The organism is Rhizobium sp. SSA_523 (assembly GCF_030435705.1).
In the GTDB taxonomy this organism is placed as follows: Bacteria; Pseudomonadota; Alphaproteobacteria; order Rhizobiales; family Rhizobiaceae; genus Neorhizobium.
Genome location: NZ_CP129382.1, coordinates 787,310 through 809,510, shown reverse-complemented (window position 1 = coordinate 809,510; position 22,201 = coordinate 787,310). Strand labels below are relative to the sequence as shown.

Here is a 22,201-nt window from a genome sequence, read left to right as displayed (position 1 = left end):
ATGTCTGCAATCTTAACTCAGCAGCAGCCCATGCCGGTTTCCAGCACCGATGTGGCCATCCAGATCACCAAGCTCAACAAATGGTACGGCGATTTCCACGTGCTGCGCGATATCGACCTGACGGTCATGCGCGGCGAGCGCATCGTCGTGGCCGGGCCATCCGGTTCGGGCAAGTCGACGATGATCCGCTGCATCAACCGCCTGGAAGAGCACCAGTCGGGCCAGATCATCGTCGACAATATCGAGCTGACCAACGACCTGAAGAAGATCGACGAGGTCCGCCGGGAAGTCGGCATGGTCTTCCAGCATTTCAACCTCTTTCCGCATCTGACGATCCTGGAAAACTGCACGCTGGCGCCGGTCTGGGTTCGCAAGATGCCGAAGAAGGAAGCCGAAGCGGTGGCGATGCACTATCTGGAACGCGTCAAGATTCCGGAACAGGCGCATAAATATCCCGGCCAGCTTTCCGGCGGCCAGCAGCAGCGTGTCGCCATCGCCCGCTCGCTGTGCATGAAGCCGAAGATCATGCTGTTCGACGAACCTACCTCGGCGCTGGACCCGGAAATGGTCAAGGAAGTTCTCGACACCATGGTGAGCCTTGCCGAGGAAGGCATGACCATGCTCTGCGTCACCCATGAAATGGGGTTTGCGCGCCAGGTTGCCAATCGGGTGATCTTCATGGACCAGGGGCAGATCGTCGAGCAGAACGCGCCGGCCGAATTCTTCGACAATCCGCAGCACGAGCGTACCAAGCTCTTCCTCAGCCAGATCCTGCACTAGGGTCGAAACGGTGGAGACCGCGACGGGTCTCCACCACCCCGGACAGGGCCTGCACCCCCGGACGGGGCAATGCGATGCCGGATGCTACCAGCGCATCGTATAGCGCGCGCTGATGCTGGCCGTGACATCTTCGCCCGCTGCCTGGCCGACTTGGCCTTTCACGCTGATGGCCGGCCCGAGCTTCTGCTCAAGCGTCACCCCGCCGCCAAGCCGCTGGAAATTGTTGATCAGCCCCACCTGCGCCGTCAGGGACGTACCCTGCTGCGGAACCGTCCAGCGGATAGACTGGCGGACATCGACCCCCTGCCACGCCGCAGCGGCACCATCATAACGCAGGCTGACATCGCGGGTCAGCTCCAAGGTCAGATCGCCGCTGAGGATCTCCACGTCGCGATCGCTGACCTTCACCATGGCATGGCCGTTCAGGGCATCGAGATGGAGATCGACATCCTGGCGCAGCTGATAGGCAGGGGTCTGCAGGGCTTCGGTCGTAATGCGTCCCCACAGCTTGACCGGCACATCGATGCGGCCGCCCTTGGAGGGCGCGTTCAGGCCGACATCCACGCCGGCCGAGGCAAAGGCATAGCCGGGAATGCGGGAACCGAGCCGCGCCTGATAGGAGGTATCGGAGGCCTTGGTCGGATTCCAGATCAGCGTCCCCTCATTGGCAAGGGCCATCGCCGGCGCCGCCAGCCCTGCCGGCAAGCCTGTCAGCACGGCCAGCCCAGCCAGCGCTGAAAGGCCGGTCCGGCGGCAGCCGACGCGTCGAGCCGCGCCAGACCTTGCCCGCGCGTCACTGATGGCGCCACCCATCATCAGGACCCTGGTGGTCCCGCTATCGCTGGCCGGGTTCTTGCCCCGCTGCTGTCTCATGCATCCGTCCGCATTGCGTTCGATCCTGTTCGCACCGGGCCTTCCGCCAGCCGCTTCTCCGCTCAACGTGGCGGAAAACGGGCCGGGTTCTACGCCCGGGGGAATCACGTCAATTCGCCTGCACTGGTAGCGGAGCCAGGCTGATTTGGCCCCAGGCATCGGGAAAGTTTATGCCCGTTGCGGGGGCACTCGGTGGATGAGCGTCACTCCCTTGCAACAGAGCCGCTGCGAATGCCATGCCGTCCTGCCCACACGGCACGGATTGGAAAATTCGCTTGCTTAGGACTGGTTTTGCGAAAATATTGCGCCATGTCAGTGGTGCAGCGCCTTCAATGCGCCTGCAAGACGCATGATCCGCCCGCAGGGCACCTGGACATCCGACGCGTTCGACAGGCGCGCGGTCATCCATGATCTCGATCAGAAGACGGGTAGAATGGCCAATACAATCGTATCGAAGCCGCGCATCGAAAAAGCCACTGTCGCAAAATCCGCGCCGCCACGCTCGCTGACGTCCCGCAGCCTGTCGCGTCTGGCGATCTTTGCAGCGGCAGGCATTATCCTGATTTACTGGCGTCATACCGGCGGCTGGTAACGTCCCGCCCATCTGACTCGCCCTCCTCCCTCTCCTTTGTCCTTCCCTCCTTCCCGCTGCAGATTTTCACGCAGGGAATGAAACTTCTGACGCCTATCCGCGTTTCGCCGCATGGCGCGATTTCGCCTGCGTCCCATCCCGCAGGCCATCTCGCCAATGCAAGGCGAAAGGCATTCCATCCAGTGGCAGATATTCCCGTAGCAGACAGTTCAGTAACAGACGGGCCAGTAACAGACGGGCCAGAGCCAGACAGGCCAGAGCCAGACAGGCCAACGACAACAGACAGGCGCGGCATTGCGGCGTGCATGATTGCACGCCTGCGCGAACGCGGCGCAGATTTCGATGATGATCCCGCGGCGCAGGACCTGCTGGAAGACTGGATTTCCGGGGTCATCGACTCACCCACCTTGCGGCAACGCTATCTTGACCTTGTGCGCCACAGAGCCGGAACGGCAAGACGGCGCTTTTCCTCCAGCAATGCCACATATAGAAAAGGGCGCTCGACCCTTGCGGGGAGCGCCCTTCCGAACCCGGACATTCTCGAACGTCCGGCCATGCCGGGACAGGAGGATGTCGATACGGGTGATGATCGCTAGATGGCATCGGGTCGCGGGGAATTCAAGAGGCATAGCGGGAGCCAGCCTGCGACTCCAACTATTTTAGCATAACAGCATTTGACATAACGCAATTCTCACCGCCATCGAATCGCTTACATCGGGGTCCAGAGCGGGCACAGATGGGCGGGATGATGACGGATACGCAGCGGTTCAACACGACGAGGTTTCAGTCACTGCCGTCCGCTGAACAGGATCGCGTCTTCGATGCCGTGCTGCTTCTGCTGAGCCGACCGGACCGCATCGAACCCTTCGGCCGCACCCGGTGCCGGCTTGAACTGCGCTCCGCGGTGGAGGCCATGCGGGCTGACCCGGTGCGGGATGCAGCCCAGGCGGAGAGCCTGACGCTCTTTGCCATTCGCTTTTTGCGCTCCGTCACCGACATCCCGGAACAGGATGTCCCGGCAGGCTGCCGTAGCGCCGCGGATCAGGGTGCCTGACGATCCAAGGTCAGCCGATCAGGTAGAAGAAGGTCCCGCCGAGGATCGCAAATCCGATGAAGAACAGGATGGCACGCAGAGTGCCCGTCATCATGTTCGTCTGATAGATGAAATCAAACAGGTCTCGCCGGCGCTCGTTCATGGTTATCTCCGATCATTGCATCTGATGACAGCTTGGCTAAGGCCGCATGGCTGCCACGTCAACAGCTGGTTGAACAACCTGGAAAATCAACCTGAAGCGGGTGACGGCTGCCACGCCGAGGACGTCGTCAGGTTACAGCCGGCTTGAAAACGGATGGCAGGCTTTGCCGGCCTCGCCCTGTCTGCTCGCTCATTGCCTCACGAGGGACAGAGGCCAATCGAGCAGCTGGCCGAGATCACCGCCCATCTGCCGCAGATCGGCAAGGACATCCAGCGTCTCGTGATAGGCGAAGATCACGACAAGGACGACAAGCAGGAGCACCAGCCAGGGCCAGAGAGGAGGCCTTCTGCTCGGCTTCGCCGCGTCGGTGCCCATGGAGATCCTTTCCGTCACGGCCTTCGTCGCGGTAGCGGGAGCATTCGCTTGAATCCGCCAAACCCCCACCCAAGCGATCGACCAGATCCCCGGCCGGTCGCACCTTCAATGAAATCAATAATTTGAGTGCAGTATTGGCGACCCCTGCAGGACTGCTATTTATCCTGAATTCTTCAATCAAAACAAAGAAAATCGCTCTAGGTGTGGGAAAATTTTCGGTGATTGATTTTGTTCTGATAATTTAGGGCTTCCCCTCACCTTCCAGCCCAAGGACCCCTTCTTGAGACATATCATAGTTGTCATGATCGCTGTGCTGCTACCCACGACCTCATATGCCATTGAGGAGTGTACAGGCGACGACCGCGCGGCGCGCAAGGTGACATGTGTCGTCGATGGTGACACGCTTTGGGAGAAGGGGAAAAAGCTCCGCATGCTGGAAATAGATGCGCCCGAGACTTTCTGTGCGGCATGCGAACGAGAGCGACAAATGGGTGAGGCCGCGAAGAATCGGCTGATCGCTCTGATGGAGCGGGGATACCGGATCCGCTACTCTGGAGAGAAAGACAGGACCAGCGACAAGCGTGACCTGGTCGAGGTGATCCTGTCCGACGGAAGAGATGCCGGGCAGGTCCTCATACGCGAGGGTCTCGCCCAGGCGTGGCCTAACAAGGGCAACAAGTGGTGCGGCCGCTAATGCGTCCTCGATATTCACCTTTCGGCTGGTATCGATCCGCCGTTCTGCTGGTCGCTGGCTTGACCGCCTTGCTTGAGCGCCGGATTACTATTTTCATCCTCTACCGCGCTTGGAGGCTTGTCGGCCGTTCGGTCGTAGGACTCCTCCCCCCGTATTGACGCGCCTGAGGGCAGGTCGTCAACCACCCAAAAGAAAGAGCCGGCAGCTAGCGCAATCACGACTGCGCCAGTGAGTACGAGGGTCAGTTGTCTGGGAGATATAGGCCATCTTTTGCTTCTGCCGACAGCTAACTCAGCCTTTGGCTAGAAGTTGCGTAACGGCCACGTGGCAATTCGGCTTTGGCGAGACCCAACCATTCAATGGATCGGAGCGAAATGTGGCTCATTAACGCCCCCTTACTGGCAAATGCTTGATTGAGTAAGAGGACGTTACCGCTAGCCAATTTCCTGAGCAGCGTCAGGACTTCCCTTTACCGCCGCCGTTTCCGTTGCCGCCGCCGTTTCCGTTGCCGCCGCCGTTTCCGTTGCCGCCGCCGTTTCCGTTGCCGCCGTCGTTCCCGTTGCCGCCGCCGTTCCCGTTGCCGCCGCCGTTCCCATTGCCGCCGCCGTTCCCATTGCCGCCACCGTTCCCATTGCCGCCGCCGTTCCCGTTGCCGCCGCCGTTCCCGTTGCCGCCGCCGTTCCCGTTGCCGCCGCCGTTCCCATTGCCGCCGCCGTTCCCGTTGCCGCCACCGTTCCCATTGCCGCCGCCGTTCCCGTTGCCGCCGCCGTTCCCGTTGCCGCCGCCGTTCCCGTTGCCGCCGCCGTTCCCATTGCCGCCGCCGTTCCCGTTGCCGCCGCCGTTCCCGTTGCCGCCGCCGTTCCCGTTGCCGCCGCCGTTCCCGTTGCCGCCGCCGTTCCCGTTGCCGCCGCCGTTCCCGTTGCCGCCGCCGTTCCCGTTGCCGCCGCCGTTCCCATTGCCGCCGCCGTTCCCGTTGCCGCCGCCGTTCCCGTTGCCGCCGCCGTTCCCGTTGCCGCCGCCGTTCCCGTTGCCGCCGCCGTTCCCGTTGCCGCCGCCGTTCCCGTTGCCGCCGCCGTTCCCGTTGCCGCCGCCGTTCCCGTTGCCGCCGCCGTTCCCGTTGCCGCCGTTGCCATTGCTGCCGGCGTCATGTCCGCTGTTGCCGCCTCCATTGCCGCCACCGTCAGGTCCGTTGTCGCCCCGCTCGCCACTCTGCTCGCTCGCCTCACCTATACTGCCTACCGCATTCTCTGTAGGGCTGGATGCATAGCCGCCGAAGATGGAGCCGCCGCTTGACGAGGCTGCGCTAGAGGCTGCTGCTGGACCTTCGAGCGCGGTTGCGCCGGCAGCACGAACTCGCGCGGGGCTGGGTTCGCCAACGGAGATCGACGGAGCAGAAGTTGCACCTCCGACGCTCATTCCTCTATCTCTGTCGACTGCTGCACTTTGTCCGGGCCCAACATTTGAGGACTGTCCACTGGCGAAGGCATTTACCTGAACGAGACCCTCTTCCACCGATACATTCGCAGATCGCTTACCAACCGATACGCGGAAGCTTGTGCCCTTCACAACGGCGGCTAGATATGGCGTTTGCACCGTTGTATGTGGCCGGCTGCGCTTCTCGATTTCCAGATCGAGCGTGCCCGTCTGCTGAAAGATCTGGGTAGTCTTGGTGAAAAAGCCTTCGGTGGTCGTGAGGCCTGCCATTGTGTTGGGCTGAAACAACACGCTTTCCTCGCCACGGGTCAATTGTACTCGCCCGCGTGGGCCGGTTTGAATCCATGCCTTGTTAGGAATGACGTCTCCCGCTTTCACTGGTAGCCAAGTGCTCTTGTCAACGGTGTAGGTGACCTGTCGCGTCGCCATTTTCACTTGCCATTCAGTGGCGGCATGCGCCGACGAACAAAAGAACCACAGAATGAAGACACTCAACCAGCGACACATGCCGAAAACTCCCACAAATCGTTCTTCAGTAGTGTGGGAGCGCAATTAAAATGTTCTGAAGAAATTCCCTGTAAGTTGCTATTTTCGTGCTTTTATTAGAGACGCTTCATGTTCAATCGCCGATCCGACCGGCGATCATTCAATGCCGACGTCCATCGTCATTTTGAAAAATGATTGCGGTGACGATCGCGCTGGTGTTTTCCCGCTTGTCGTTCAGGCAAAAGCCTGTCTCGCTGGCAACGCGATCTGTCACGAAAACATGCGGGACGTTATGTGCGTCCAAACCTTCCGAAAGATAAAAGAGCTGGCGCACGTCGAGCTCAACGTCCAATAGCGCGCCTACTACGCTTTGCAGTGGCAGTGGCAGTGGCAGTGGTTGGCATTGGCATTGGCATTGGCATTGGCATTGGCAGAGTGAACTCGTGAATGTCATGGACAACAAGTTCGTATCCTGCCTCGCTCCAGCCGCGCGAGATTGCTGGCGTGACAAGATCGCGGCAATACTGAGGACCAAGACCTTCTTAAGCATTATAGCACCGCATCACATTCACTATCAGTCGCACTGACAATTCCGCCTTGACGAGAAGCTTGATTAAGCCCCAAGCTTGTTGAAATTTTCCACTTTTTCGGAGCAGTTCGATGAAAACGCCGACCATGCGCAACTTTTCAGTATCTCTGACGCTCTATCACGCTGCCATGATGGACGCCGCGGTTGAGAGCGGCAGCTACGCATCGAACAGCGAGATAATTCGAGAAGGGCTGCGCCTTTGGGAGATGCGCCAGGAAATCAAAAAGCTGGAAATGGCCCGCCTTAGACGTCTGGCTGTGGAAGACGCTCTAGGTGGCGACATATCTGAAGCCGAACGGGAGATTATCAAGGCTAGCTTAAAGGCTGACGGCTTGGTCAGCGACTGATCCTGCGGGAGCCGCGCCATGCACAAGGAGCACGACTGAGATCCGGCGGTTACAGTGACAACCCTGATCAACTCGTATGACGACCCCTCGCTGTTCGCCGGCCACTATAGTAGCGCACAGAAAGATGGCCTCTTTGGCTCGCAACAGTGACATCAGGCTAAGCTGCGGGAGCGACTAAGATTAGCGTGCACTAAGTTTTAAATATTTTTCATCAAATTTGGTGCCCTATCTATGGGAGGCACCTGTCCATGAGCATTCGGAGCAAAATTCTCGCACTCGTCGCGGCGATGGCGTTCGTTGCAATTTCCATCGGCGCAATCTGTACCTACACCCTGAACGCATATGATGGCCATGTCTCCGAGTATGAGCTTGCAGCGAAGCGTGCGCAGTATGGCGAGCACCTGAACCGCATCGTGACGGCGGTCGTCATGGAGTTGCGAGGCGCTTATAACTCCGAAGGAACAGAAGAAGCGAAGCCGTTCGCGGCCGGAGCAGCCAAGCAACTAGAGAATATGAATGCCCTTCTGGCGGAATGGCAAAAAGTGATACCTTCAGAAGAAAAGGCCGATTTCGATAAGTTGCTACAGAACGCAGCAGCCTTCACTATCTTCAGAACTGAAACTATTCGGCTGGCTACCGAGATTGGAGGCGAGGCTGCCAATGCTCATGGCAATACCGATGACAATCGCGCCAACCGCAAAGCCTTCCAGAAGGAAATCGATAATGTCGTGAATGCCGACAAGGCAAAGCTGGCCGCCATGTCGCAATCCATGCATGAGTTTCAGGCGACGGCATTGCTGATCATCATCCTGGCGACCGTCGTGGGCGTGGTCGGTGGTGCGGGCGCGGCAATCTATGTCGCGACCTTCAAGATCAGCCGGCCCATCGTTCAGGTCACCAAGGTCATGGGCACGCTGGCCGATGGCGACTATAGTGTTGAGGTTCCCTTCACCGGCCGGTCGGACGAAATCGGTGCCATGGCGGCGGCTGTCAATGTGTTCAAGCAGAACGGCCTGGACGTTCAAAGGATGAACGCCCAGGAAACGGCTATGAGGATGAAGAACCAGGAGCTGCAATCGGGGCTGGCGACCGTCGTCTCTTCGGCTGCCGACGGAGATTTCTCCAAGCGGATCACCAAGGACTACGGCGACGAAAACCTCAACCAGTTCGCGCGCAACGTCAATCAGCTGGTGGCCTCGGTCGAGATCGGCGTGACAGAAACCAGCCGGGTGATGAAACTTCTCTCCGGAGGTGACCTGACCCAGTCCATGCAGGGCGAGTTCCGGGGCGTGTTCGACGAGCTGAAGAAGAACGTGAATGGCACCGTCGCTCATCTGGAGCGGACGATCCAGGACATCCGCTCTGCAAGCGACAGCCTGAACGCCAACAGTGCGGAACTGCGCAATTCCTCCGACAGTCTTTCCAAGCGGACGGAACAGCAGGCCGCGGCCCTGGAAGAATCCTCTGCCGCGCTGGACGAGATCACCGCCGTGGTGCGCAATTCGACAGATCGTGCTCAGGAAGCAAGCAAGATGGTCGGTGAGGCCAAGGCGCGCACCGAACAGTCCTCCCGCATTGTGACGGACGCCATCAAGGCCATGGCAGATATTGAAAACGCCTCGCGCGAGATCACCCAGATCATCAATGTCATTGACGAGATCGCCTTCCAGACGAACCTGCTCGCGCTCAATGCCGGCGTCGAAGCCGCCCGTGCCGGCGAGGCGGGCAAGGGCTTTGCGGTGGTGGCCCAGGAGGTGCGGGAACTGGCCCAGCGCTCGGCTACCGCTGCCAAGGACATCAAGAACCTGATCACCAAATCGGGAGAGAGCGTGCAGGTGGGCGTGGCTCTGGTCGAGCAGACGGGCAGCTCCCTCACGGATATCGAACGCTACGTGTTGCAGATCAACGAGCGCATCCATTCGATTGCCAATGCATCGCAGGAACAGTCGACAGGGCTGCACGAGGTCAACACCGCCGTCAACCAGATGGACCAGGTGACGCAGCAGAATGCCGCTATGGTGGAGGAGACGGCCGCCGCGACGCACAAGCTGTCTGCCGAGGCGGACAGCCTTGGCCGGCTGGTCGCGCAGTTCAAGATCCGCCAGCAGTCCGTCTTGCGCGCCGTCGATGGCCGCGACCGGCAATCCTCGGCGCCGGCCGTGCATCGCATGACGAGCGCGGTGGCAAGAGCCATGGGCGGAGCGGCTGCCGAACGCCGGGAATGGGCGGAGTTCTAACCTCGGCTGCGAAGATACAGGCAGAAGCTACTGGATCCAGAAGCTGGGCGATGGACTGACGAGAGAGCATTTCTTGGCGTTTTCTCAGAGAGTTCCGAAAACCAGACGCATTTGCTGCCCGACTATAAGGCCGGCATCTGGCACACCTGATTTACGAAGACCTCTAGGATGCACAAGGCCCGGTTCGCCGGGCCTTTTTGTTGCCGCGGACCGGAGAGAGGTAACCCAGCGCATTGCGACAGCGAGAACGAAGAGTGATCGCATACGTGATAGTTCATCCAGCCGAAATTGCATGCGCGGAACATTTCGTAAATATCAACAGAACACACCGAGCACGATTAGCCATTTATGCTTTAGAGATTATGAAAGTCATAACTGCGTGCGAGGTCGGCCCGAGGTTCGGTAACCGATTCGAAAATTAACCAAGTGCTAATCTTAATGATTGATTAATTGCCATTTCTACCCTTAACTGTAGAGGCAGGTGGGCCAAAGCTTTTTGGGGAAACAACTGTTTTCGGCCCGACTGCACGTCATTCGTGTAGAACAATCGGGAGAATCACCATGGCTTCAATTCAAGGAGTCTATCTGGCCATATTCGGTCGTCCGGCAGATCCGGCCGGCCTTGCCTACTGGACCCAGCAAAGCAACAACGGAGCCGATCTCGGCAAAATCATCGACGTGATGACCAAGCTACCGGAAGCCACCGGCCGTTTTGCCGGTCAATCCGATACGGCCCTCATCACCAGCATTTACCAGGCGCTCTTCGACCGCGCGCCGGATGCCGCGGGCCTGGCCTTCTTCACCCAGCAGCTCGCCAGCGGCAAGCAGACCATCGGCAGCATCGCGATCAATATTCTGGACGGCGCCAAGGGCAGCGACCTGACGCTGGTGCAGAACCGCGAGACGGCCGCCAATGTCTTCACCGCCAGCCTCGATACGCCGGCGGAAATCGCCGCATATAACGGGACGACGGCCGCCGATTTCGCCCGCTCCTTCATCAAGACGGTAACGACCGACCCGGCTTCGATCCCGACCCCTGCCCAGGTGCAGACCTCCATCAATTCCGGCCTGCCCGGCGCCTCCGGCGGCCAAACACCGGGCGAAGGTCAGACGCCTGGCGGTAGCGGTGGTGGTGGCGGGCCAACTCCGCCAGCTTCGACAGACATCATCAAAGTGAACACCTCCATCGCCGCACGGGACGCCTTCGATAATATGTACGTTGGCTCCGGCAACTCGGCGAAAGGCTTTGTCACCACAACAGACACCGCTACAGGCATAGAACTGGGGCTGAGCGTGCGCCATCGATTTGGCGGAATTGAAAAAGACGGTTCTTTACTAGCGGATAACGCTGTCAAGTTCGCCAACATCGGAACAGAAGATCTCGCCGTTGCGTACTCGGTGTATAAGAATGGCGGCCTAGATCTCAGCAACCACACTTACAAACTGTTCTTCGACAATAACCCTAATACTCCGACGAAAAACGACGGCCTGATATTCATTCTGCAAAATGATGAGGCTACGAAGAGCGACTACAAATGGGTGTTAGATGCCGACAAAAATGGCGTTATCAATGACCTTGACAAAGTGAATAACACTTATGTTGCGATCGTCGATGATGCATCGAGCCCTTCCAAGGACGCTCTTCAGAACATTCAACCACTGCGAACGTACATCAACGAAGCCACTAACAAGACGGGTACGACTCTCGACACCGCTGGATCGTATGACATCAGACTTTCAGCATACAATAATGCAGGCTACTTGGAGGCTGAAAATACTGTCCGAATTGCTGTCAGTTCTAATGTATCACGAAATTCAGACACTAGCGCTGCGAGCTTCACTGATAATACGCTTTACGCAGGAAAGGGCAACTCAGCAGATCACTTCTCGATCGCAACTATCAATCCAGGTGGCACCCCTCTTCATCTTGGACTGAGTGGCAGGAAATCTGGGGTGGCCGACCACGGTGCAGGCGTCTTGAGCAAACAAGACGGCCTAGTTCACTTCAAAGCAACGCCGGATGCGATCAATGAAAGATTTGCTTATTCGATCGAGTCCACGGAAAAGCCGCTATCCGACTACAAAATATTGCTGAAGATCGACAACGACAGTTCGCAAAGCTCAAATTTCGTTGTCTATGAGCTGGTCGCACAACCGTCGGTTTCCAAAACCAATCCTAATAATAGCGACTCGCAGGTCAGTTGGAAAAAGGTCACCGATGGTTACGGATTTGACAGAATCGGTGACGACGGCGGCGATGCCCAGGGCCACATTACGCAGAATATCATGAATATCTCTTGGTTTGATGCAACACCGGCAGATTATAAACTTGCGGGCGGACGGTATGACGTGATTCTTGAGGCTTGGAGCCCCGACGGCTCAACCTTACTTGGGATGAACCACGTTGTCTTCGACGCAACGCTTACGTAAATTCCCCTGATTGTCTGTCAAAATCACCGTCGCAATAGCTATGAAGCCCGCCGTAACTGGCGGGCTTCATTATTTGGCGGACGGGGCACGGTACTTTGACGACACACGCTGGAACTATGAGTAGCGTATTAAACGCTCGCGATGCGAAGGGATAATCAATTTCGATTCCTCTCCAGAGCAGGCACGAGGATCGCGGGCGCATGAACATGACCCTCGAAAGAGTTTGCGGTGTCTTTGATCCTACCACCATTGAACATTTGTAGCAGCAGCGAGCGGATCTGTCGCAGCTTGACAGCATTCAGTCCGCGAGTTTGGCCATCAAAAAAATAACCCCCGGTTTTGACACCGGGGGTTTGCCTATCAAAGGCTCTGCTAAGCAGTTTACGCTGCCAGAACGAAGTTCGTTGCCGTGAAGCTTGTAACGTCGCTTACGCCAGCGACTTTCACCAGCATGTCACCCGTGGAAAGCGCACCGCTTCCATCCACGTCCTGATAGATGTAGCTGTCTGTGCCGTAGGCAAAAACAGCCACCTTGCTGGCGCCGCTGTTAAAGTTGGCGAGTTCTGCCGCCTTGCTAGCGGCAAGATACAGATCAGACTGGCCAGAGATAGTGCCCAGATCCGTCCCGGTGAGGGTAGCGCGCGCGGTCGCCGGCGTACCTGCCACTACCTTGATTGCGTCGGCAGCCTTATCGAAATCGGACACGGTCACCAGTGTCTTGACGATCTCAGCAGCAGTTGCACCACCAGCAAGGTTGACGTTAGCCAACAGCGTTCCCGTTGCGCCGAACACGAAGGCATCGGCACCCGCGCCGCCCGTCAACGCGATGGCCTTGGTCGCGCCAGCGTCGGAAACAACGTTAATCGTATCGTTACCGGCTCCTGTGTTGATGGTGACGTCATTGGCGTGCGTAACGTCGATCGTCACAGTATCGTTACCGCCACCAGTGGTAACAGTCTTCAAGTTGCCCAGCCCACCGACATTTGCATTCAAATTACCGGAGAAAGACGAGGAATTGACGGCTTCCGTCACGGTCGTAGTCGCGAACCCAATAGTGAGATCGCCCGAACCCGCGACAGTCACAGTCTTAGCTGCATCAAACGTAAGATTTGTCTGAGACGACGTTCCGCTGTTAGTGATAGCGATGGTACCAGCAGAAGCGATCGAAACCGCACCAGTTCCCGTGGCTGCGTTGAACGCCAGCTTAGCAGTGTCGCTGGTGCCTACGCCCGTGAAACCAAACGTGCTGGTGTTAGTGCCAAGAGCACCGCTGAGGCCAGCCGTCGTTTGTGCAGCAGACAATCCGATAGCAGAGAAATTGCCAGTAGAGCCGACGTTCCAAATCTGCGTCAATTCTTTGGCGGCAGTCAAATCGAGGTTGGTGGCGACACCGGTCGAAGTGACGTTCACAACTTCCACGCTCTTCAAGCCGTCAGTGGCCACCTTGCCGGAGGTTGCCGCAGCCGTCGTAACGTACATCGTTGCGTTCAGCGTATCGGTACCAAAGCCACCATTGATGGTGTCAGATGCCGGAGCCCAGAAGTTCGCAAGACCTGCGCCGTCCTTCGCGTTGAACGTGTCGTTCTTGTCAGTTGAGTTCGTTGCGGCTGTACCGACAACGATCGCGTCAGTGCCCGTTACGAGCGAAAGCGTATTCCCAGGCACGCCGCTGTTGGTGACCATGGTAGCAACAGCTGTATCAACAGCGCCGGCCGTAGGAACGGTCGTGGTGACGCCAGAGATAAATGTCCGACCGGCTGCTGCGGCGTTGTTGCCAACATACGAAGCAATTTCTACCGGCGTGTCGAGCGCCTTGGTGTAAAGATCGGCAGCAGCAACCTTGTTGGTCACGATGGTCTTATCAGTGCCCTGAGCGCCGTCGAGAATTGCGATCGCGATATTCTTTACGTTGAGCGTACCCTTATTTAGGGCGTCTACGAAGAAATTCAGGCCAGCAGCTTCAGCGTCGCGGCCGAAAAGCGAATTGTAAATCGAGTTAACGATCTGCGTGTTGCTGAAATCCTTGAAGCGATCTTTGAACTCCTGAGTCCCCGCAAGATCACCGATCCCGTTCAGGTTGGCGCCGTTGCTGGTGACGGAGTTGAAGTAAGCCAGACCTGTCGGGTCAGCCGGACGGCCGAACAGCGCGACGTATACGCCCTGGATGGTAGCCATGGTGAAATTCCTCTCAATTGGAACGACCAATTATCGGTCGGTTGTGAGTGCTATACAGTGTTTCGCTTACGGTCAAGCAGGTGCTGTATAAAAATTTCACAAATTTTCGCCTCAAGGCATTTGTGGCCGTCATTCATATCGATGCGGAGATCAAAAAAAGCCCGCCTTTTCGGCATAAAAGAGCCCTAACTGGATAATCTTTTAGATGTTCCGGAAAAAGGTGTTCGATTCGCTTTACAACGGTATATGGATTGCTCTATAGCACAAGATAACGATCCACCGCCATACGAGCGAATCGCTTTACGCCAGCAGGAGCAGAAAAAATGACATCGCCCGTTGTATCAACGAAGAGCCGTGACGACCTCGGAGCTCTCCGTCGTGAGTGCGGCGCATGGCTTAAAGAGCGTCGCGAAGCAGCGGGCCTTTCTCAACGTGACATTGCGGCGAAAGTTGGGATCGAGTATTACACTTTTATCTCGCAGATCGAAGCTGGTCGCGGCCGCGTGCCGCCGGAGCGCTATGAGGCCTATGCGAAGGGGCTTAATGTGGACCCGCGCGAATTCACGATGACAATGCTGCGTTACAACGAACCCATCATGTACGATCTGCTGTTCAAGGATGAGCAGAAGGCTGGTTCGGTCCAAACCAGCGGTCCCGCCCTTTCCGATCTGGAGAAGCGTTTGGCGCTTCTTGAGTCGAAGCTGATGCACGACTGAAATGAGGCCGGTGCGCGAGATTGATTGGGAAGTCGAGCTCTCTGCAGCTAAGCAAGCCGGCCTGACCGTCAAGGAACTGAGCCAAAAGCTAAGCGTCGCCACCTCTACGATCCACAAGTTTGAGAACCGTACCGGTTTACGCTTAAAGCGTATCAGGTACGCTCTTCCTCACAAAGGAAATAGCTCGGGCATCGATTGGCCGGGTGAACTTCAGCGCGCCAGAACTTTGGGGCTTAGCACTACGGCCTTGGCAACGGAGTTGTCAGTCAGCGTTACGACGATTCTGCACGCCGAGGATCGAACTGGCATTTTCCTTCTCCGCAGACGACCCGATAGGCGACGAGTGGGCGGCGCGCTCTGAGGGGAAGGGTCTGACCATGGCTTGCCTGCTCTATTCGATCCTCAGCCATCTCCGAAAGATCGGGACGAAGGTATCGCTCATCCAGATCGCAAACCCTCCTGCTGTCAGGCCGAGACCAAAGAAGACGGTAGCGGCGAGTTTTCCCATCGCCTTCACCTGCTTCACCTCATTGACTGTGGGCAAGACCTCATCTTCGACCGTCCTCTTAAGCCCGTCTGTCAGATCTCTCTGTTGAGCCACGATCTGACCCGTGATGACGATGTCCTCCGCCTGGCGGTCTAGTCGCCTGTGGATCTCCGAGCGGCTTTCGCGGGCCGACTGCTTCTCTTCCTGGAAATCCTCCCGCAGCCGGTGGATACCCTCCTCCACGCGACCCAGCACGCGGAGGATGTCGTCATTTGAACCCGTCATGTTATCGCTTTCGATTCGCAGACATTTATCGTGATCCGGCGAACCGGGTGCGGGTCTCGTCATAGAAACCGGCGCAGCGATCGGTGCGGGTGTTCTGCCGGTCGAGTGCGGCGCGCTCGCGGATCAGAATTAATCTGACCTCGGCGCTTTCCGTGATTGTGGCATGCGCCTCTTTTACCCGGCAGTCATCCGGCAGCGGAGGCAGATTGATCCCTGCCCTGGTCCCGCCTAGATCCGATGCGGTCGTGGTCAGCCGCTGCTCATTGGTTGCGCAGGAAGTCAACGTCAGAGCGATCAAGATAGCAGGCGCGATTCGCCTGAGAAAGCCGAAGCTCAAACCCGAGTAATTCATCTTCACGCTCCTTTTCGCGCGCGGCGTCGGCCTTGGCGTCAGCTTCAAGACGTTGACGGAATGATGTGAGGGAAGCGTTCGCCGCGGTTAGCTGTCTCTGCAGTTCGGCCGCCTTGGCCTGGGCCGTGGCTTTCTCTGCCAGCAGGACATAGCCGCGGCGGGCCTCGGCTGCGACAGAGGCATCGTGTGCCGCCAGCCAGACGCGGAAGCCGATGGCGGCCGCCATCAGGACCAGCAGCCCAGCGACTGCTCGTCCAATTGGGTTGTTGATAAGGAAGGTCAGCATATCAGAGGCCCGACACGCAAAGCTCAGCCTCACCGATGCGGTTTTGGTCGCCCATCTCGCGACGAAGGACGAGGCCGCGCAGGACTTTGCCTCCGGCCTTGTTCCAGGCCGTCGCCGCCTCGCAGCTTTCCCGATAGCGTCCTTCTCTTGCCAGACGGAAGGCTGTGGATCCGCATGCGCCACCGGTCCCAATATTCCAGGCAAGCGACAGCATTGCCGCGCGCCAGGCCAGCGGCCGATGATCCCAGTCCTTGGTGCATGCGACCAGCGGGGCCCGGTAGTCATCCACCAGCTTTGACGCCAGACGCTTGTTGCACCCGTCGTGCGTCTCGCGCATCCCCTGCCGGACATTGTTCGTGTCCCCGTCGCAGATCGTCCAGACCGGAGGCTTTGCCAGCTGGTCAAGGTAGGCCGTCAGCGACCGCCCTTCCCACGGCTGGATGATCTTCACGGCAAGTGCGACATCGTCGGGCACGCGGTAGCCGCCGAAGATGGTGGCAAAACCAGCGACCGAAAGGGCAACCACACCAGCGATTGCAGCCTTGGCCCGGCTGCTGGGCCTGATCTTGTTAATCGGCATCGGGGATGTTCCTTTGAGCAAGAAGGCGAGCAACGAAGGCCGCGGTCGTGAAGATCGCGGACAAAACCGCGAACCAACCAGGCTTGATCTCGATCGGGAGAAGTGGAAGGGCGACCTCGACGCCGGACAGCAGGCCGGCAACGATCATCAGGCGGACGGACCAGGCGCGTTTCAGCACCTGCCGCCAATTGGCGATCAGCATGGAAAACCTCTCGGTAAAAATAAGATCTCGATGGAGATTAGTTCATGTCGGTTCGCCCGTAGCGGCGATTGAAGTCGTCGAACGTCCGCGCAGCCGCCGCGGGCTCGGCGTCTTTGCCAGCAGCATCAGCGGTATCCGAGCTTGAGGCGCCGGACTTGCCGCTGCCGGCTTTCCGATCATCCTTGCCAGCGCTGCCTGTCGGCTGCTTCAGCTCGAGCGATGTCGTGGATCCGCCGGAGCGATCTGCTTGATGTGTCACTCCGGAGATCCTGTAGACGCCATCAATGCCGGGGCGCGCACCTGTTAGGACAAAGGTGCCTTCCGCCTGCGCCGTCGGCTCGAGATCGAGGGTGACGCTGCCCTGTCCGCCCTCTCGCTCGCTGTCGGTTTTGCGACCTTCCGCGACAGCTTCCGCCTGCCCCTCGTCTGCAGCCGCGGTTCGCGCCTCGTCGGCCGCCTCGGCATCGTCTCCGATCTCGACCTCGACCTCTTTGAAGCTGGCTGTCTTCCTGTCGAAGTAGCGGACTTTCGACTTCTTGAACTTGGCTCGACCGGTGATCGGCTCAATGTCCCAGTTGATGACATTGCCGGATTTTTGGCCGGGAGGCGGAGCAATCCCTACCACCGTCGGCATTGGCTGCCCCGTCGGGCTCAACCCCTGGCCTCGCTTCGCCAGCACCGCCTGGTCGCCGCGGATCTTGAAGGTGCCGCCAAGCTCGCGGGCGAGCTTCTGGCCGAGATGTAGCAAACTCTCCGAACTCGCTGACCAGTAATCCCGACGGATGCTCGCGAATGCCGGGTCGATGGTGATCCCCTTCAGGCCCGCTTTGCTCGCGACCTGGTCGAGAAACTGCTGCAGGGTCGCATCATCCATATGGTGCGACTGCGGCTCCTTGGCTTTGCCTTTCGTGTCGAAGCCCTTTGCGCCAACGGACAATGTCCGGCCGCCGCCTCGCGAGCCGCGCGATCGGACACTATCGACCTTGCCGACGAAGACCGAGACACCCTGCAGGAAGACCTGCACGGCCGCACCCTTCGCCGGCAGCTTGACCTGCCCGCCGCTGTCGTCGAACTCCAGGCTGCAGCTGTCACTCGCCGTGCCGTCTTTATCGGAGACGGTAACCTTGATCAGGTACGGCCGCATGGCCGAGGTCAGATCCACGCCATCGACGAGAACCTTCCAATCTACACTCCATGGCATGGCGATCAGTTTCCGAAGAGGGACACAACAGGTCGATAGACAAGTGCGTCAGGAGCAGGCTTGTCCGGGATGGTGAGGACGGTTCCGAGCGGCAGTACGGGGCCGAGGTCAGATAGACCGGGGTTCTTGGCAAGCGTCTCCTCGAGGAGTGATCGGCCCTCCACACCATAAGCCTGGTGCAGCAGCAGCTCGACGGTCATCCCCTCGCGCTTGACGCGATATGTCTTGGGCACGGCGCTACTCCATCTTGCCGAACAGAGACAGGATCGTACCGATGACACCGGTCGATGCGCCGGCAGCACTGACCTTCGTCAGTTCCAGCGAGTGCTTGATGAAGAAGCCGACGCCATCGCGCATCAGGTCGCGGTGCGTCTCGGCGATCTTGTCGAGGGTGAACCAGCCGAGCCGGGCCCCATCGCCGCGCAGTACCGGAAGCGGCTGGCCGGACAGCATCAGCTGCCGGGCCATTTCGAGCTCCGTCAGACCACCGGTGCGAAAAGGCAGGATCTGGCCGGAGAGAGTGATCTTGTCCTCACCCTCCCCCATGAATTCGCGGGCGACCATGCCGCCTACGATTGGCTTTTGCGCAAAATCCACCGACGACGACCGCTGAAGATCGTCGACGGCGAACGGCTTTGTATCAAGGCTGAGCGCGCCGATCATGTAGAGCATCAGGCAACTCCATATCCTGTATCGGCATAGATGCCGGCAACTTCGTCGCGGATCCGCTGACCGACGAGACCAGATACCCGGCTTGCCAGCTCTTCCGGATCCATCACGCCGTGCGCGTGGAACTGCAGCGAGAGGCTGATATTCGGCGCCGGCCGTGGATTGGTGACGTTCACATCCTGCGTGCCGCGCGGTTGCGCCAGAGCGTCAATGCTGGCGGCATCGATGCTGACGGGTTCCGACAGGCTCGACGTGTCCGGGCCGACCGCTGGAGCGGCCGGGCCAGGCGATGCTCCGGGCCCGGTCTGAATGCCGAAGTGATCATGGGAATTGAAGTCAGGCTCCGCCGACTTGCCAAACCAGAACCGATCCCATCCGGACACACCCTTCTCATCCGGGTTCAGACCGAGGATCCGCTGGAGATCCTTGCGATACTGCTTTTGCAGCCGCACTTGGTCTTCGAAGGTGTCGCCCGGCGTATACGACATGGCGCCCGACATCATTCCCGGCGCGCCGGCAACAAAGGCACCTTTTGCCCACTTGCCCCATTCCATCAGGGTGGCAAGAAGGCCCGATTCGGCAGCCGGTCCCGGCACCTTCGGCCCTCCGGTCTTTGGTGACCCGCCCTTCGGCATGGTGCCGCCGGAAAGCACGTCGGCAATCTGGCCGACCGTCTTCAGGGCGCCAAGCGCCGCCGATGCGCCGGTCAGCAGCATCAAGGCACCGGCGAGCGTGCGGACTGTCCCGGCGAGGATGCCGATGCCAGCGCTCCAGAGAAGGATCTGCAAGCCGTAGGGTGCGAGCTCAGCGAAGAACTGGGCGATCGGGTTCTCCTGGATCGCCTGGTTCAGGTCGCGGATGGCTGCACCCCATTCCTTTGCCTGCATGAAGACCTGGCCGAGCTGATCGGCCGCCGTCGGATCGATCTTGCCAAAGAACAGATCGCCCAGATCCTCGATCACCTCGCGAATGCCGGTATAGCCCAGCCCTTGCGCAAAGCCTCGGATCGAAGTGTCTATCTTGTCGAAGACCGAAACCCGGTTGTCCAGTGTGTCGAGCACATAGCCCGCACCGGCCGCCGCCTCCTTGATCGTCGGAAGCATCCGGTCGCCCATCGCCCAGAAGACGTTGGAGATCTTGTTGCTCAGCAGCTGCAGCACGTTCGCGGTGGTATTGGACCGCTGGACGTATTCGTTGAACGCGGACCCGGCATAGCGGGTCTTGTCGCCGACACTATCCAGCGCCTGCTCCAGCAGCCCCATATTACCGATCAACGGTGCAAACGCCTTCGCCTCGTCGCCGAAGAAGTCGGACAACAGCGCGATGTGTTGATCCTTGGGCGCCTTGCCGATCGCGAGAAGGACCTTCTTCATCGCCTTCGGCGCGTCCTTCTGCATGTCCTTGGCGATCTGCGGCAGATCGAGGCCAAGGGCTGCAGCAACGTCCTTCTGGCTCTTCTTTGCAGATCCGCCGCGGGTCAGTGCCTTGACGACGTTCTGCATTGCCGTTGCGGCAACCTCCGCCTCCGCACCAGCGGCGATCATCGCACTGCCGATGCCGGCAATCTCTTCCTTGGTGAAGCCGCCCATTTCCGCCAGAGCACCGACCCGCAGCATGTAAGCGGTGATATCTTTGGCCTTGGACGCCATATTGTTCGACAAGTGGTTGATGGCGTCGGCCATATCACCAGTCTCTGTCACCGTCAGGCCGAGCTGCGTCTTGAGCTTGGCAAGGCTTTCGCCCGCCTCACCTGCCGACATGTCAAAGGCGATGCCGACCCGGGCCGCCATCTCCGAAAACGCCTTCAGGTCGGCAGTGGCGACACCCGATTCGCCGGCTGCCGCGAAGAGAGCCGCAATGTCATTGGCTGCGATCGGCAGCTCTGTCGACATCTGCCGGATGGTCCGGCGCATGTTGTCGAACTGCTCCTCGTTCGCGTCAACAACCTTGCGCACGTCTGCGAACGCGCTCTCGAACTCAATGGCTGAGCCGGCGGTTGCTTTGATCCCTTCGGAGACGCCGAGATAGGCGCCACCGAAGGCCAGCAGCTGACCGCCAAACGAGCGGAAAGGCGCCGTGATCGATGCAGCCTGCCGCTCAATGCCATTCAGGGCGGCCGAGATCCCGCGGGCCCGACTGGTCACCTGGTCCAGCAGGGTAATCTTCAGCCGGCTTTCATGGGTTGTCATGGCCGCGACCTTTCGGCTTCTCAAACATCTTCTGGGTTCGCTCGAAGCACCGGAGCAAGCGCTCTGGCGGCCACCGCCAGATCATGTCGAGCGGTGTGTTCGTCCGGTGCGCGACGTAAATTGCTAGTCCGAGCCAGTCGGCTGGAGGATGGCGTTTCCCAGGATGCTTCCGGCCGCCTTCATGATGTGGGTCAGTTCGCGCGGCTTCATCGCCCGAAACGTCTCGAGCGAGACGCCGGTAACGGCAGCCATGACCATGACTATGCGCTCGAGTTCATTGCGGGCATTTCCGGCATCGATCAGATCGCCGACCGTCGATTCGCGAAAGGTGAGTTCGGTGATTGTCTTGGCGCCGTCCTGGATGGGCGACAGGAGCGTGACCTTGATGTCCGACATGAATCGGTTCCTTTGAAGATGAGATGGGCTGCTCGCGTCAGCGAAGCAGCCCAGAATGGGAGAAGGATGATGAGGAAAATGACCGGAGCCATCGACCAGAAAATCAGCCGCCGAGCGCGCGTCGATGGCTGGCAAAACGGTCGACGCCGTTGACGCGCAGGATGCGCTCCCAGAAGTCGATGTAGAAGAGTTCCTTGCCCTCAAGGTGGAACTCGTAATGCGTCACCTCCGCAAAGGTATGGGTGCAGCCCTGGAATTCCGCCGGCGCACTTTCGTCCGGTTCCCAGCTGTTGATCACGCCTTCGATGATGGCGCGGCCGGGCACTGCACCGCCGCCGCCCGGGCCGCGCTTCAGGTAGCTTCCCGCCATGATCCAACGATCGATCTCGCCCATGCCGTTGAAGATGTCGGTGTCGATGCCCTTGGCGTTGAAGGCGGGCTCCGGCGCTTCGATGCGCGGCAGCGAAAAGTTGACGGCCATGACGCCGCCGCCCGGGTTGTGCTCGCCGGTTGCAAACGTGATGCTCGGCAACGTGACCGAGGCGATGGTGATGCCGCGCTGCGTGTCCGGCTGCGAGACCCGGCGCACATCGACTGCGGTCAGCAGGAAGAGAGGCATTTGTGCCATGT

At 59.1% G+C, this 22,201-nt stretch carries 25 protein-coding genes and 1 pseudogene; 9 read left to right on the top strand and 17 right to left on the bottom strand.

Features of this window, described 5'->3' with window-relative positions:
• Positions 1 to 30: 30 nt before the first annotated feature.
• On the top strand, positions 31 to 780 hold the full coding sequence (locus QTJ18_RS12285) for an amino acid ABC transporter ATP-binding protein (RefSeq protein WP_252754714.1): 750 nt from the start codon (positions 31 to 33) through the stop codon (positions 778 to 780).
• Between the two features lie 84 nt (positions 781 to 864).
• Here QTJ18_RS12285 and QTJ18_RS12280 read toward each other — a convergent pair whose 3' ends face one another.
• Positions 865 to 1,653, bottom strand: coding sequence for a hypothetical protein (locus tag QTJ18_RS12280; RefSeq protein ID WP_252754691.1), 789 nt, complete (start codon positions 1,651 to 1,653; stop codon positions 865 to 867).
• A gap of 349 nt (positions 1,654 to 2,002) precedes the next feature.
• On the opposite strand from QTJ18_RS12280, the gene QTJ18_RS12275 reads away from it, so the two are divergent.
• From QTJ18_RS12275 to QTJ18_RS12265, 3 genes are all read left to right on the top strand, one after another.
• Positions 2,003 to 2,245 carry a hypothetical protein gene (locus QTJ18_RS12275; protein ID WP_252754692.1) on the top strand — a complete coding sequence of 81 codons (243 nt, stop codon included), beginning with the start codon at positions 2,003 to 2,005 and terminating at the stop codon, positions 2,243 to 2,245.
• 305 nt (positions 2,246 to 2,550) lie between these two features.
• On the top strand, positions 2,551 to 2,841 hold the full coding sequence (locus QTJ18_RS12270) for a hypothetical protein (RefSeq protein WP_252754693.1): 291 nt from the start codon (positions 2,551 to 2,553) through the stop codon (positions 2,839 to 2,841).
• Between the two features lie 149 nt (positions 2,842 to 2,990).
• Positions 2,991 to 3,299, top strand: coding sequence for a hypothetical protein (locus tag QTJ18_RS12265; protein WP_252754694.1), 309 nt, complete (start codon positions 2,991 to 2,993; stop codon positions 3,297 to 3,299).
• A 10-nt stretch (positions 3,300 to 3,309) separates the two neighbouring features.
• Here QTJ18_RS12265 and QTJ18_RS12260 read toward each other — a convergent pair whose 3' ends face one another.
• Together QTJ18_RS12260 and QTJ18_RS12255 are read right to left on the bottom strand one after the other, a co-directional pair.
• Positions 3,310 to 3,441 (bottom strand): hypothetical protein, encoded by a 132-nt coding sequence (locus QTJ18_RS12260; protein ID WP_289852176.1) that lies wholly within the window; start codon positions 3,439 to 3,441, stop codon positions 3,310 to 3,312.
• A gap of 189 nt (positions 3,442 to 3,630) precedes the next feature.
• On the bottom strand, positions 3,631 to 3,816 hold the full coding sequence (locus tag QTJ18_RS12255; RefSeq protein ID WP_252754695.1) for a hypothetical protein: 186 nt from the start codon (positions 3,814 to 3,816) through the stop codon (positions 3,631 to 3,633).
• A 280-nt stretch (positions 3,817 to 4,096) separates the two neighbouring features.
• On the opposite strand from QTJ18_RS12255, the gene QTJ18_RS12250 reads away from it, so the two are divergent.
• Positions 4,097 to 4,510, top strand: a complete 414-nt coding sequence (locus tag QTJ18_RS12250) for a thermonuclease family protein (RefSeq protein WP_225246000.1) — start codon at positions 4,097 to 4,099, stop codon at positions 4,508 to 4,510.
• A 434-nt stretch (positions 4,511 to 4,944) separates the two neighbouring features.
• Here the strand turns inward: QTJ18_RS12250 and QTJ18_RS12245 are convergent, their stop codons facing one another.
• The 3 genes and pseudogenes from QTJ18_RS12245 to QTJ18_RS12235 all read right to left on the bottom strand — a co-directional run bounded on the left by QTJ18_RS12245 (position 4,945) and on the right by QTJ18_RS12235 (position 6,782).
• On the bottom strand, positions 4,945 to 5,658 hold the full coding sequence (locus QTJ18_RS12245; RefSeq protein ID WP_301557817.1) for a hypothetical protein: 714 nt from the start codon (positions 5,656 to 5,658) through the stop codon (positions 4,945 to 4,947).
• Positions 5,659 to 6,061: 403 nt separating this feature from the next.
• Positions 6,062 to 6,373 (bottom strand): annotated as a pseudogene (locus tag QTJ18_RS12240) (FecR family protein); the annotation flags it as partial.
• A 217-nt stretch (positions 6,374 to 6,590) separates the two neighbouring features.
• Complete coding sequence (locus tag QTJ18_RS12235; protein ID WP_252755604.1) at positions 6,591 to 6,782, bottom strand: hypothetical protein; 192 nt, start codon at positions 6,780 to 6,782, stop codon at positions 6,591 to 6,593.
• Positions 6,783 to 7,090: 308 nt separating this feature from the next.
• On the opposite strand from QTJ18_RS12235, the gene QTJ18_RS12230 reads away from it, so the two are divergent.
• The 3 genes from QTJ18_RS12230 (at position 7,091) to QTJ18_RS12220 (ending at position 12,033) form a co-directional block, all read left to right on the top strand.
• Positions 7,091 to 7,366 (top strand): ribbon-helix-helix domain-containing protein, encoded by a 276-nt coding sequence (locus QTJ18_RS12230; RefSeq protein ID WP_225246499.1) that lies wholly within the window; start codon positions 7,091 to 7,093, stop codon positions 7,364 to 7,366.
• Between the two features lie 248 nt (positions 7,367 to 7,614).
• Positions 7,615 to 9,603, top strand: coding sequence for a methyl-accepting chemotaxis protein (locus QTJ18_RS12225; RefSeq protein ID WP_301557803.1), 1,989 nt, complete (start codon positions 7,615 to 7,617; stop codon positions 9,601 to 9,603).
• 561 nt (positions 9,604 to 10,164) lie between these two features.
• Positions 10,165 to 12,033: a DUF4214 domain-containing protein gene (locus QTJ18_RS12220; RefSeq protein WP_252754890.1), complete on the top strand. Its 1,869-nt coding sequence runs from the start codon at positions 10,165 to 10,167 to the stop codon at positions 12,031 to 12,033.
• A 381-nt stretch (positions 12,034 to 12,414) separates the two neighbouring features.
• On the opposite strand, the gene QTJ18_RS12215 is transcribed toward QTJ18_RS12220, so the two are convergent.
• On the bottom strand, positions 12,415 to 14,208 hold the full coding sequence (locus QTJ18_RS12215) for a beta strand repeat-containing protein (protein WP_252754889.1): 1,794 nt from the start codon (positions 14,206 to 14,208) through the stop codon (positions 12,415 to 12,417).
• A gap of 323 nt (positions 14,209 to 14,531) precedes the next feature.
• Here QTJ18_RS12215 and QTJ18_RS12210 point away from each other — a divergent pair, with 323 nt between their 5' ends.
• A complete protein-coding gene (locus tag QTJ18_RS12210; protein ID WP_354669091.1) occupies positions 14,532 to 14,924 on the top strand; it encodes a helix-turn-helix domain-containing protein in 393 nt (130 codons plus the stop codon).
• Positions 14,925 to 15,315: 391 nt separating this feature from the next.
• Here the strand turns inward: QTJ18_RS12210 and QTJ18_RS12205 are convergent, their stop codons facing one another.
• The 10 genes from QTJ18_RS12205 to QTJ18_RS12155 all read right to left on the bottom strand — a co-directional run bounded on the left by QTJ18_RS12205 (position 15,316) and on the right by QTJ18_RS12155 (position 22,199).
• On the bottom strand, positions 15,316 to 15,696 hold the full coding sequence (locus QTJ18_RS12205; RefSeq protein ID WP_252754888.1) for a DUF1515 domain-containing protein: 381 nt from the start codon (positions 15,694 to 15,696) through the stop codon (positions 15,316 to 15,318).
• A 260-nt stretch (positions 15,697 to 15,956) separates the two neighbouring features.
• Complete coding sequence (locus tag QTJ18_RS12195) at positions 15,957 to 16,334, bottom strand: hypothetical protein (protein WP_252754887.1); 378 nt, start codon at positions 16,332 to 16,334, stop codon at positions 15,957 to 15,959.
• Position 16,335: 1 nt separating this feature from the next.
• Complete coding sequence (locus QTJ18_RS12190; RefSeq protein WP_252754886.1) at positions 16,336 to 16,914, bottom strand: lysozyme; 579 nt, start codon at positions 16,912 to 16,914, stop codon at positions 16,336 to 16,338.
• Positions 16,904 to 17,116: a DUF7940 domain-containing protein gene (locus QTJ18_RS12185; RefSeq protein WP_252754885.1), complete on the bottom strand. Its 213-nt coding sequence runs from the start codon at positions 17,114 to 17,116 to the stop codon at positions 16,904 to 16,906. The genes QTJ18_RS12190 and QTJ18_RS12185 overlap by 11 nt, the downstream gene beginning before the upstream one ends.
• Positions 17,117 to 17,153: 37 nt before the next feature.
• Complete coding sequence (locus QTJ18_RS12180; RefSeq protein ID WP_252754884.1) at positions 17,154 to 18,317, bottom strand: phage late control D family protein; 1,164 nt, start codon at positions 18,315 to 18,317, stop codon at positions 17,154 to 17,156.
• 5 nt (positions 18,318 to 18,322) lie between these two features.
• The gene (locus QTJ18_RS12175) at positions 18,323 to 18,550 is read right to left on the bottom strand and encodes a tail protein X (RefSeq protein WP_252754883.1); all 228 of its coding nucleotides are present in this window, start codon (positions 18,548 to 18,550) and stop codon (positions 18,323 to 18,325) included.
• Positions 18,551 to 18,554: 4 nt separating this feature from the next.
• Positions 18,555 to 18,989, bottom strand: a complete 435-nt coding sequence (locus QTJ18_RS12170; RefSeq protein ID WP_252754882.1) for a phage tail protein — start codon at positions 18,987 to 18,989, stop codon at positions 18,555 to 18,557.
• On the bottom strand, positions 18,989 to 21,175 hold the full coding sequence (locus tag QTJ18_RS12165; protein WP_252754881.1) for a phage tail tape measure protein: 2,187 nt from the start codon (positions 21,173 to 21,175) through the stop codon (positions 18,989 to 18,991). Before QTJ18_RS12165 ends, QTJ18_RS12170 begins: the two co-directional genes overlap by 1 nt.
• A 123-nt stretch (positions 21,176 to 21,298) precedes the next feature.
• The gene (locus QTJ18_RS12160) at positions 21,299 to 21,571 is read right to left on the bottom strand and encodes a phage tail assembly protein (RefSeq protein WP_252754880.1); all 273 of its coding nucleotides are present in this window, start codon (positions 21,569 to 21,571) and stop codon (positions 21,299 to 21,301) included.
• Positions 21,572 to 21,674: 103 nt separating this feature from the next.
• Positions 21,675 to 22,199: a phage major tail tube protein gene (locus QTJ18_RS12155; RefSeq protein ID WP_252754879.1), complete on the bottom strand. Its 525-nt coding sequence runs from the start codon at positions 22,197 to 22,199 to the stop codon at positions 21,675 to 21,677.
• Between the last annotated feature and the right edge of the window lie 2 nt (positions 22,200 to 22,201).

What these genes read in the sequence shown, in the direction of transcription:
- QTJ18_RS12285 (WP_252754714.1), top strand. Translation starts at nt 31, where the DNA reads ATGCCGGTTTCCAGCACCGATGTGGCCATCCAGATCACCAAGCTCAAC.
- QTJ18_RS12280 (WP_252754691.1), bottom strand. Translation starts at nt 1,653, where the DNA reads ATGAGACAGCAGCGGGGCAAGAACCCGGCCAGCGATAGCGGGACCACC.
- QTJ18_RS12275 (WP_252754692.1), top strand. Translation starts at nt 2,003, where the DNA reads ATGATCCGCCCGCAGGGCACCTGGACATCCGACGCGTTCGACAGGCGC.
- QTJ18_RS12270 (WP_252754693.1), top strand. Translation starts at nt 2,551, where the DNA reads ATGATTGCACGCCTGCGCGAACGCGGCGCAGATTTCGATGATGATCCC.
- QTJ18_RS12265 (WP_252754694.1), top strand. Translation starts at nt 2,991, where the DNA reads ATGATGACGGATACGCAGCGGTTCAACACGACGAGGTTTCAGTCACTG.
- QTJ18_RS12260 (WP_289852176.1), bottom strand. Translation starts at nt 3,441, where the DNA reads ATGAACGAGCGCCGGCGAGACCTGTTTGATTTCATCTATCAGACGAAC.
- QTJ18_RS12255 (WP_252754695.1), bottom strand. Translation starts at nt 3,816, where the DNA reads ATGGGCACCGACGCGGCGAAGCCGAGCAGAAGGCCTCCTCTCTGGCCC.
- QTJ18_RS12245 (WP_301557817.1), bottom strand. Translation starts at nt 5,658, where the DNA reads ATGACGCCGGCAGCAATGGCAACGGCGGCAACGGGAACGGCGGCGGCA.
- QTJ18_RS12230 (WP_225246499.1), top strand. Translation starts at nt 7,091, where the DNA reads ATGAAAACGCCGACCATGCGCAACTTTTCAGTATCTCTGACGCTCTAT.
- QTJ18_RS12225 (WP_301557803.1), top strand. Translation starts at nt 7,615, where the DNA reads ATGAGCATTCGGAGCAAAATTCTCGCACTCGTCGCGGCGATGGCGTTC.
- QTJ18_RS12220 (WP_252754890.1), top strand. Translation starts at nt 10,165, where the DNA reads ATGGCTTCAATTCAAGGAGTCTATCTGGCCATATTCGGTCGTCCGGCA.
- QTJ18_RS12215 (WP_252754889.1), bottom strand. Translation starts at nt 14,208, where the DNA reads ATGGCTACCATCCAGGGCGTATACGTCGCGCTGTTCGGCCGTCCGGCT.
- QTJ18_RS12210 (WP_354669091.1), top strand. Translation starts at nt 14,532, where the DNA reads ATGACATCGCCCGTTGTATCAACGAAGAGCCGTGACGACCTCGGAGCT.
- QTJ18_RS12205 (WP_252754888.1), bottom strand. Translation starts at nt 15,696, where the DNA reads ATGACGGGTTCAAATGACGACATCCTCCGCGTGCTGGGTCGCGTGGAG.
- QTJ18_RS12195 (WP_252754887.1), bottom strand. Translation starts at nt 16,334, where the DNA reads ATGCTGACCTTCCTTATCAACAACCCAATTGGACGAGCAGTCGCTGGG.
- QTJ18_RS12190 (WP_252754886.1), bottom strand. Translation starts at nt 16,914, where the DNA reads ATGCCGATTAACAAGATCAGGCCCAGCAGCCGGGCCAAGGCTGCAATC.
- QTJ18_RS12185 (WP_252754885.1), bottom strand. Translation starts at nt 17,116, where the DNA reads ATGCTGATCGCCAATTGGCGGCAGGTGCTGAAACGCGCCTGGTCCGTC.
- QTJ18_RS12180 (WP_252754884.1), bottom strand. Translation starts at nt 18,317, where the DNA reads ATGCCATGGAGTGTAGATTGGAAGGTTCTCGTCGATGGCGTGGATCTG.
- QTJ18_RS12170 (WP_252754882.1), bottom strand. Translation starts at nt 18,989, where the DNA reads ATGCTCTACATGATCGGCGCGCTCAGCCTTGATACAAAGCCGTTCGCC.
- QTJ18_RS12165 (WP_252754881.1), bottom strand. Translation starts at nt 21,175, where the DNA reads ATGACAACCCATGAAAGCCGGCTGAAGATTACCCTGCTGGACCAGGTG.
- QTJ18_RS12160 (WP_252754880.1), bottom strand. Translation starts at nt 21,571, where the DNA reads ATGTCGGACATCAAGGTCACGCTCCTGTCGCCCATCCAGGACGGCGCC.
- QTJ18_RS12155 (WP_252754879.1), bottom strand. Translation starts at nt 22,199, where the DNA reads ATGGCACAAATGCCTCTCTTCCTGCTGACCGCAGTCGATGTGCGCCGG.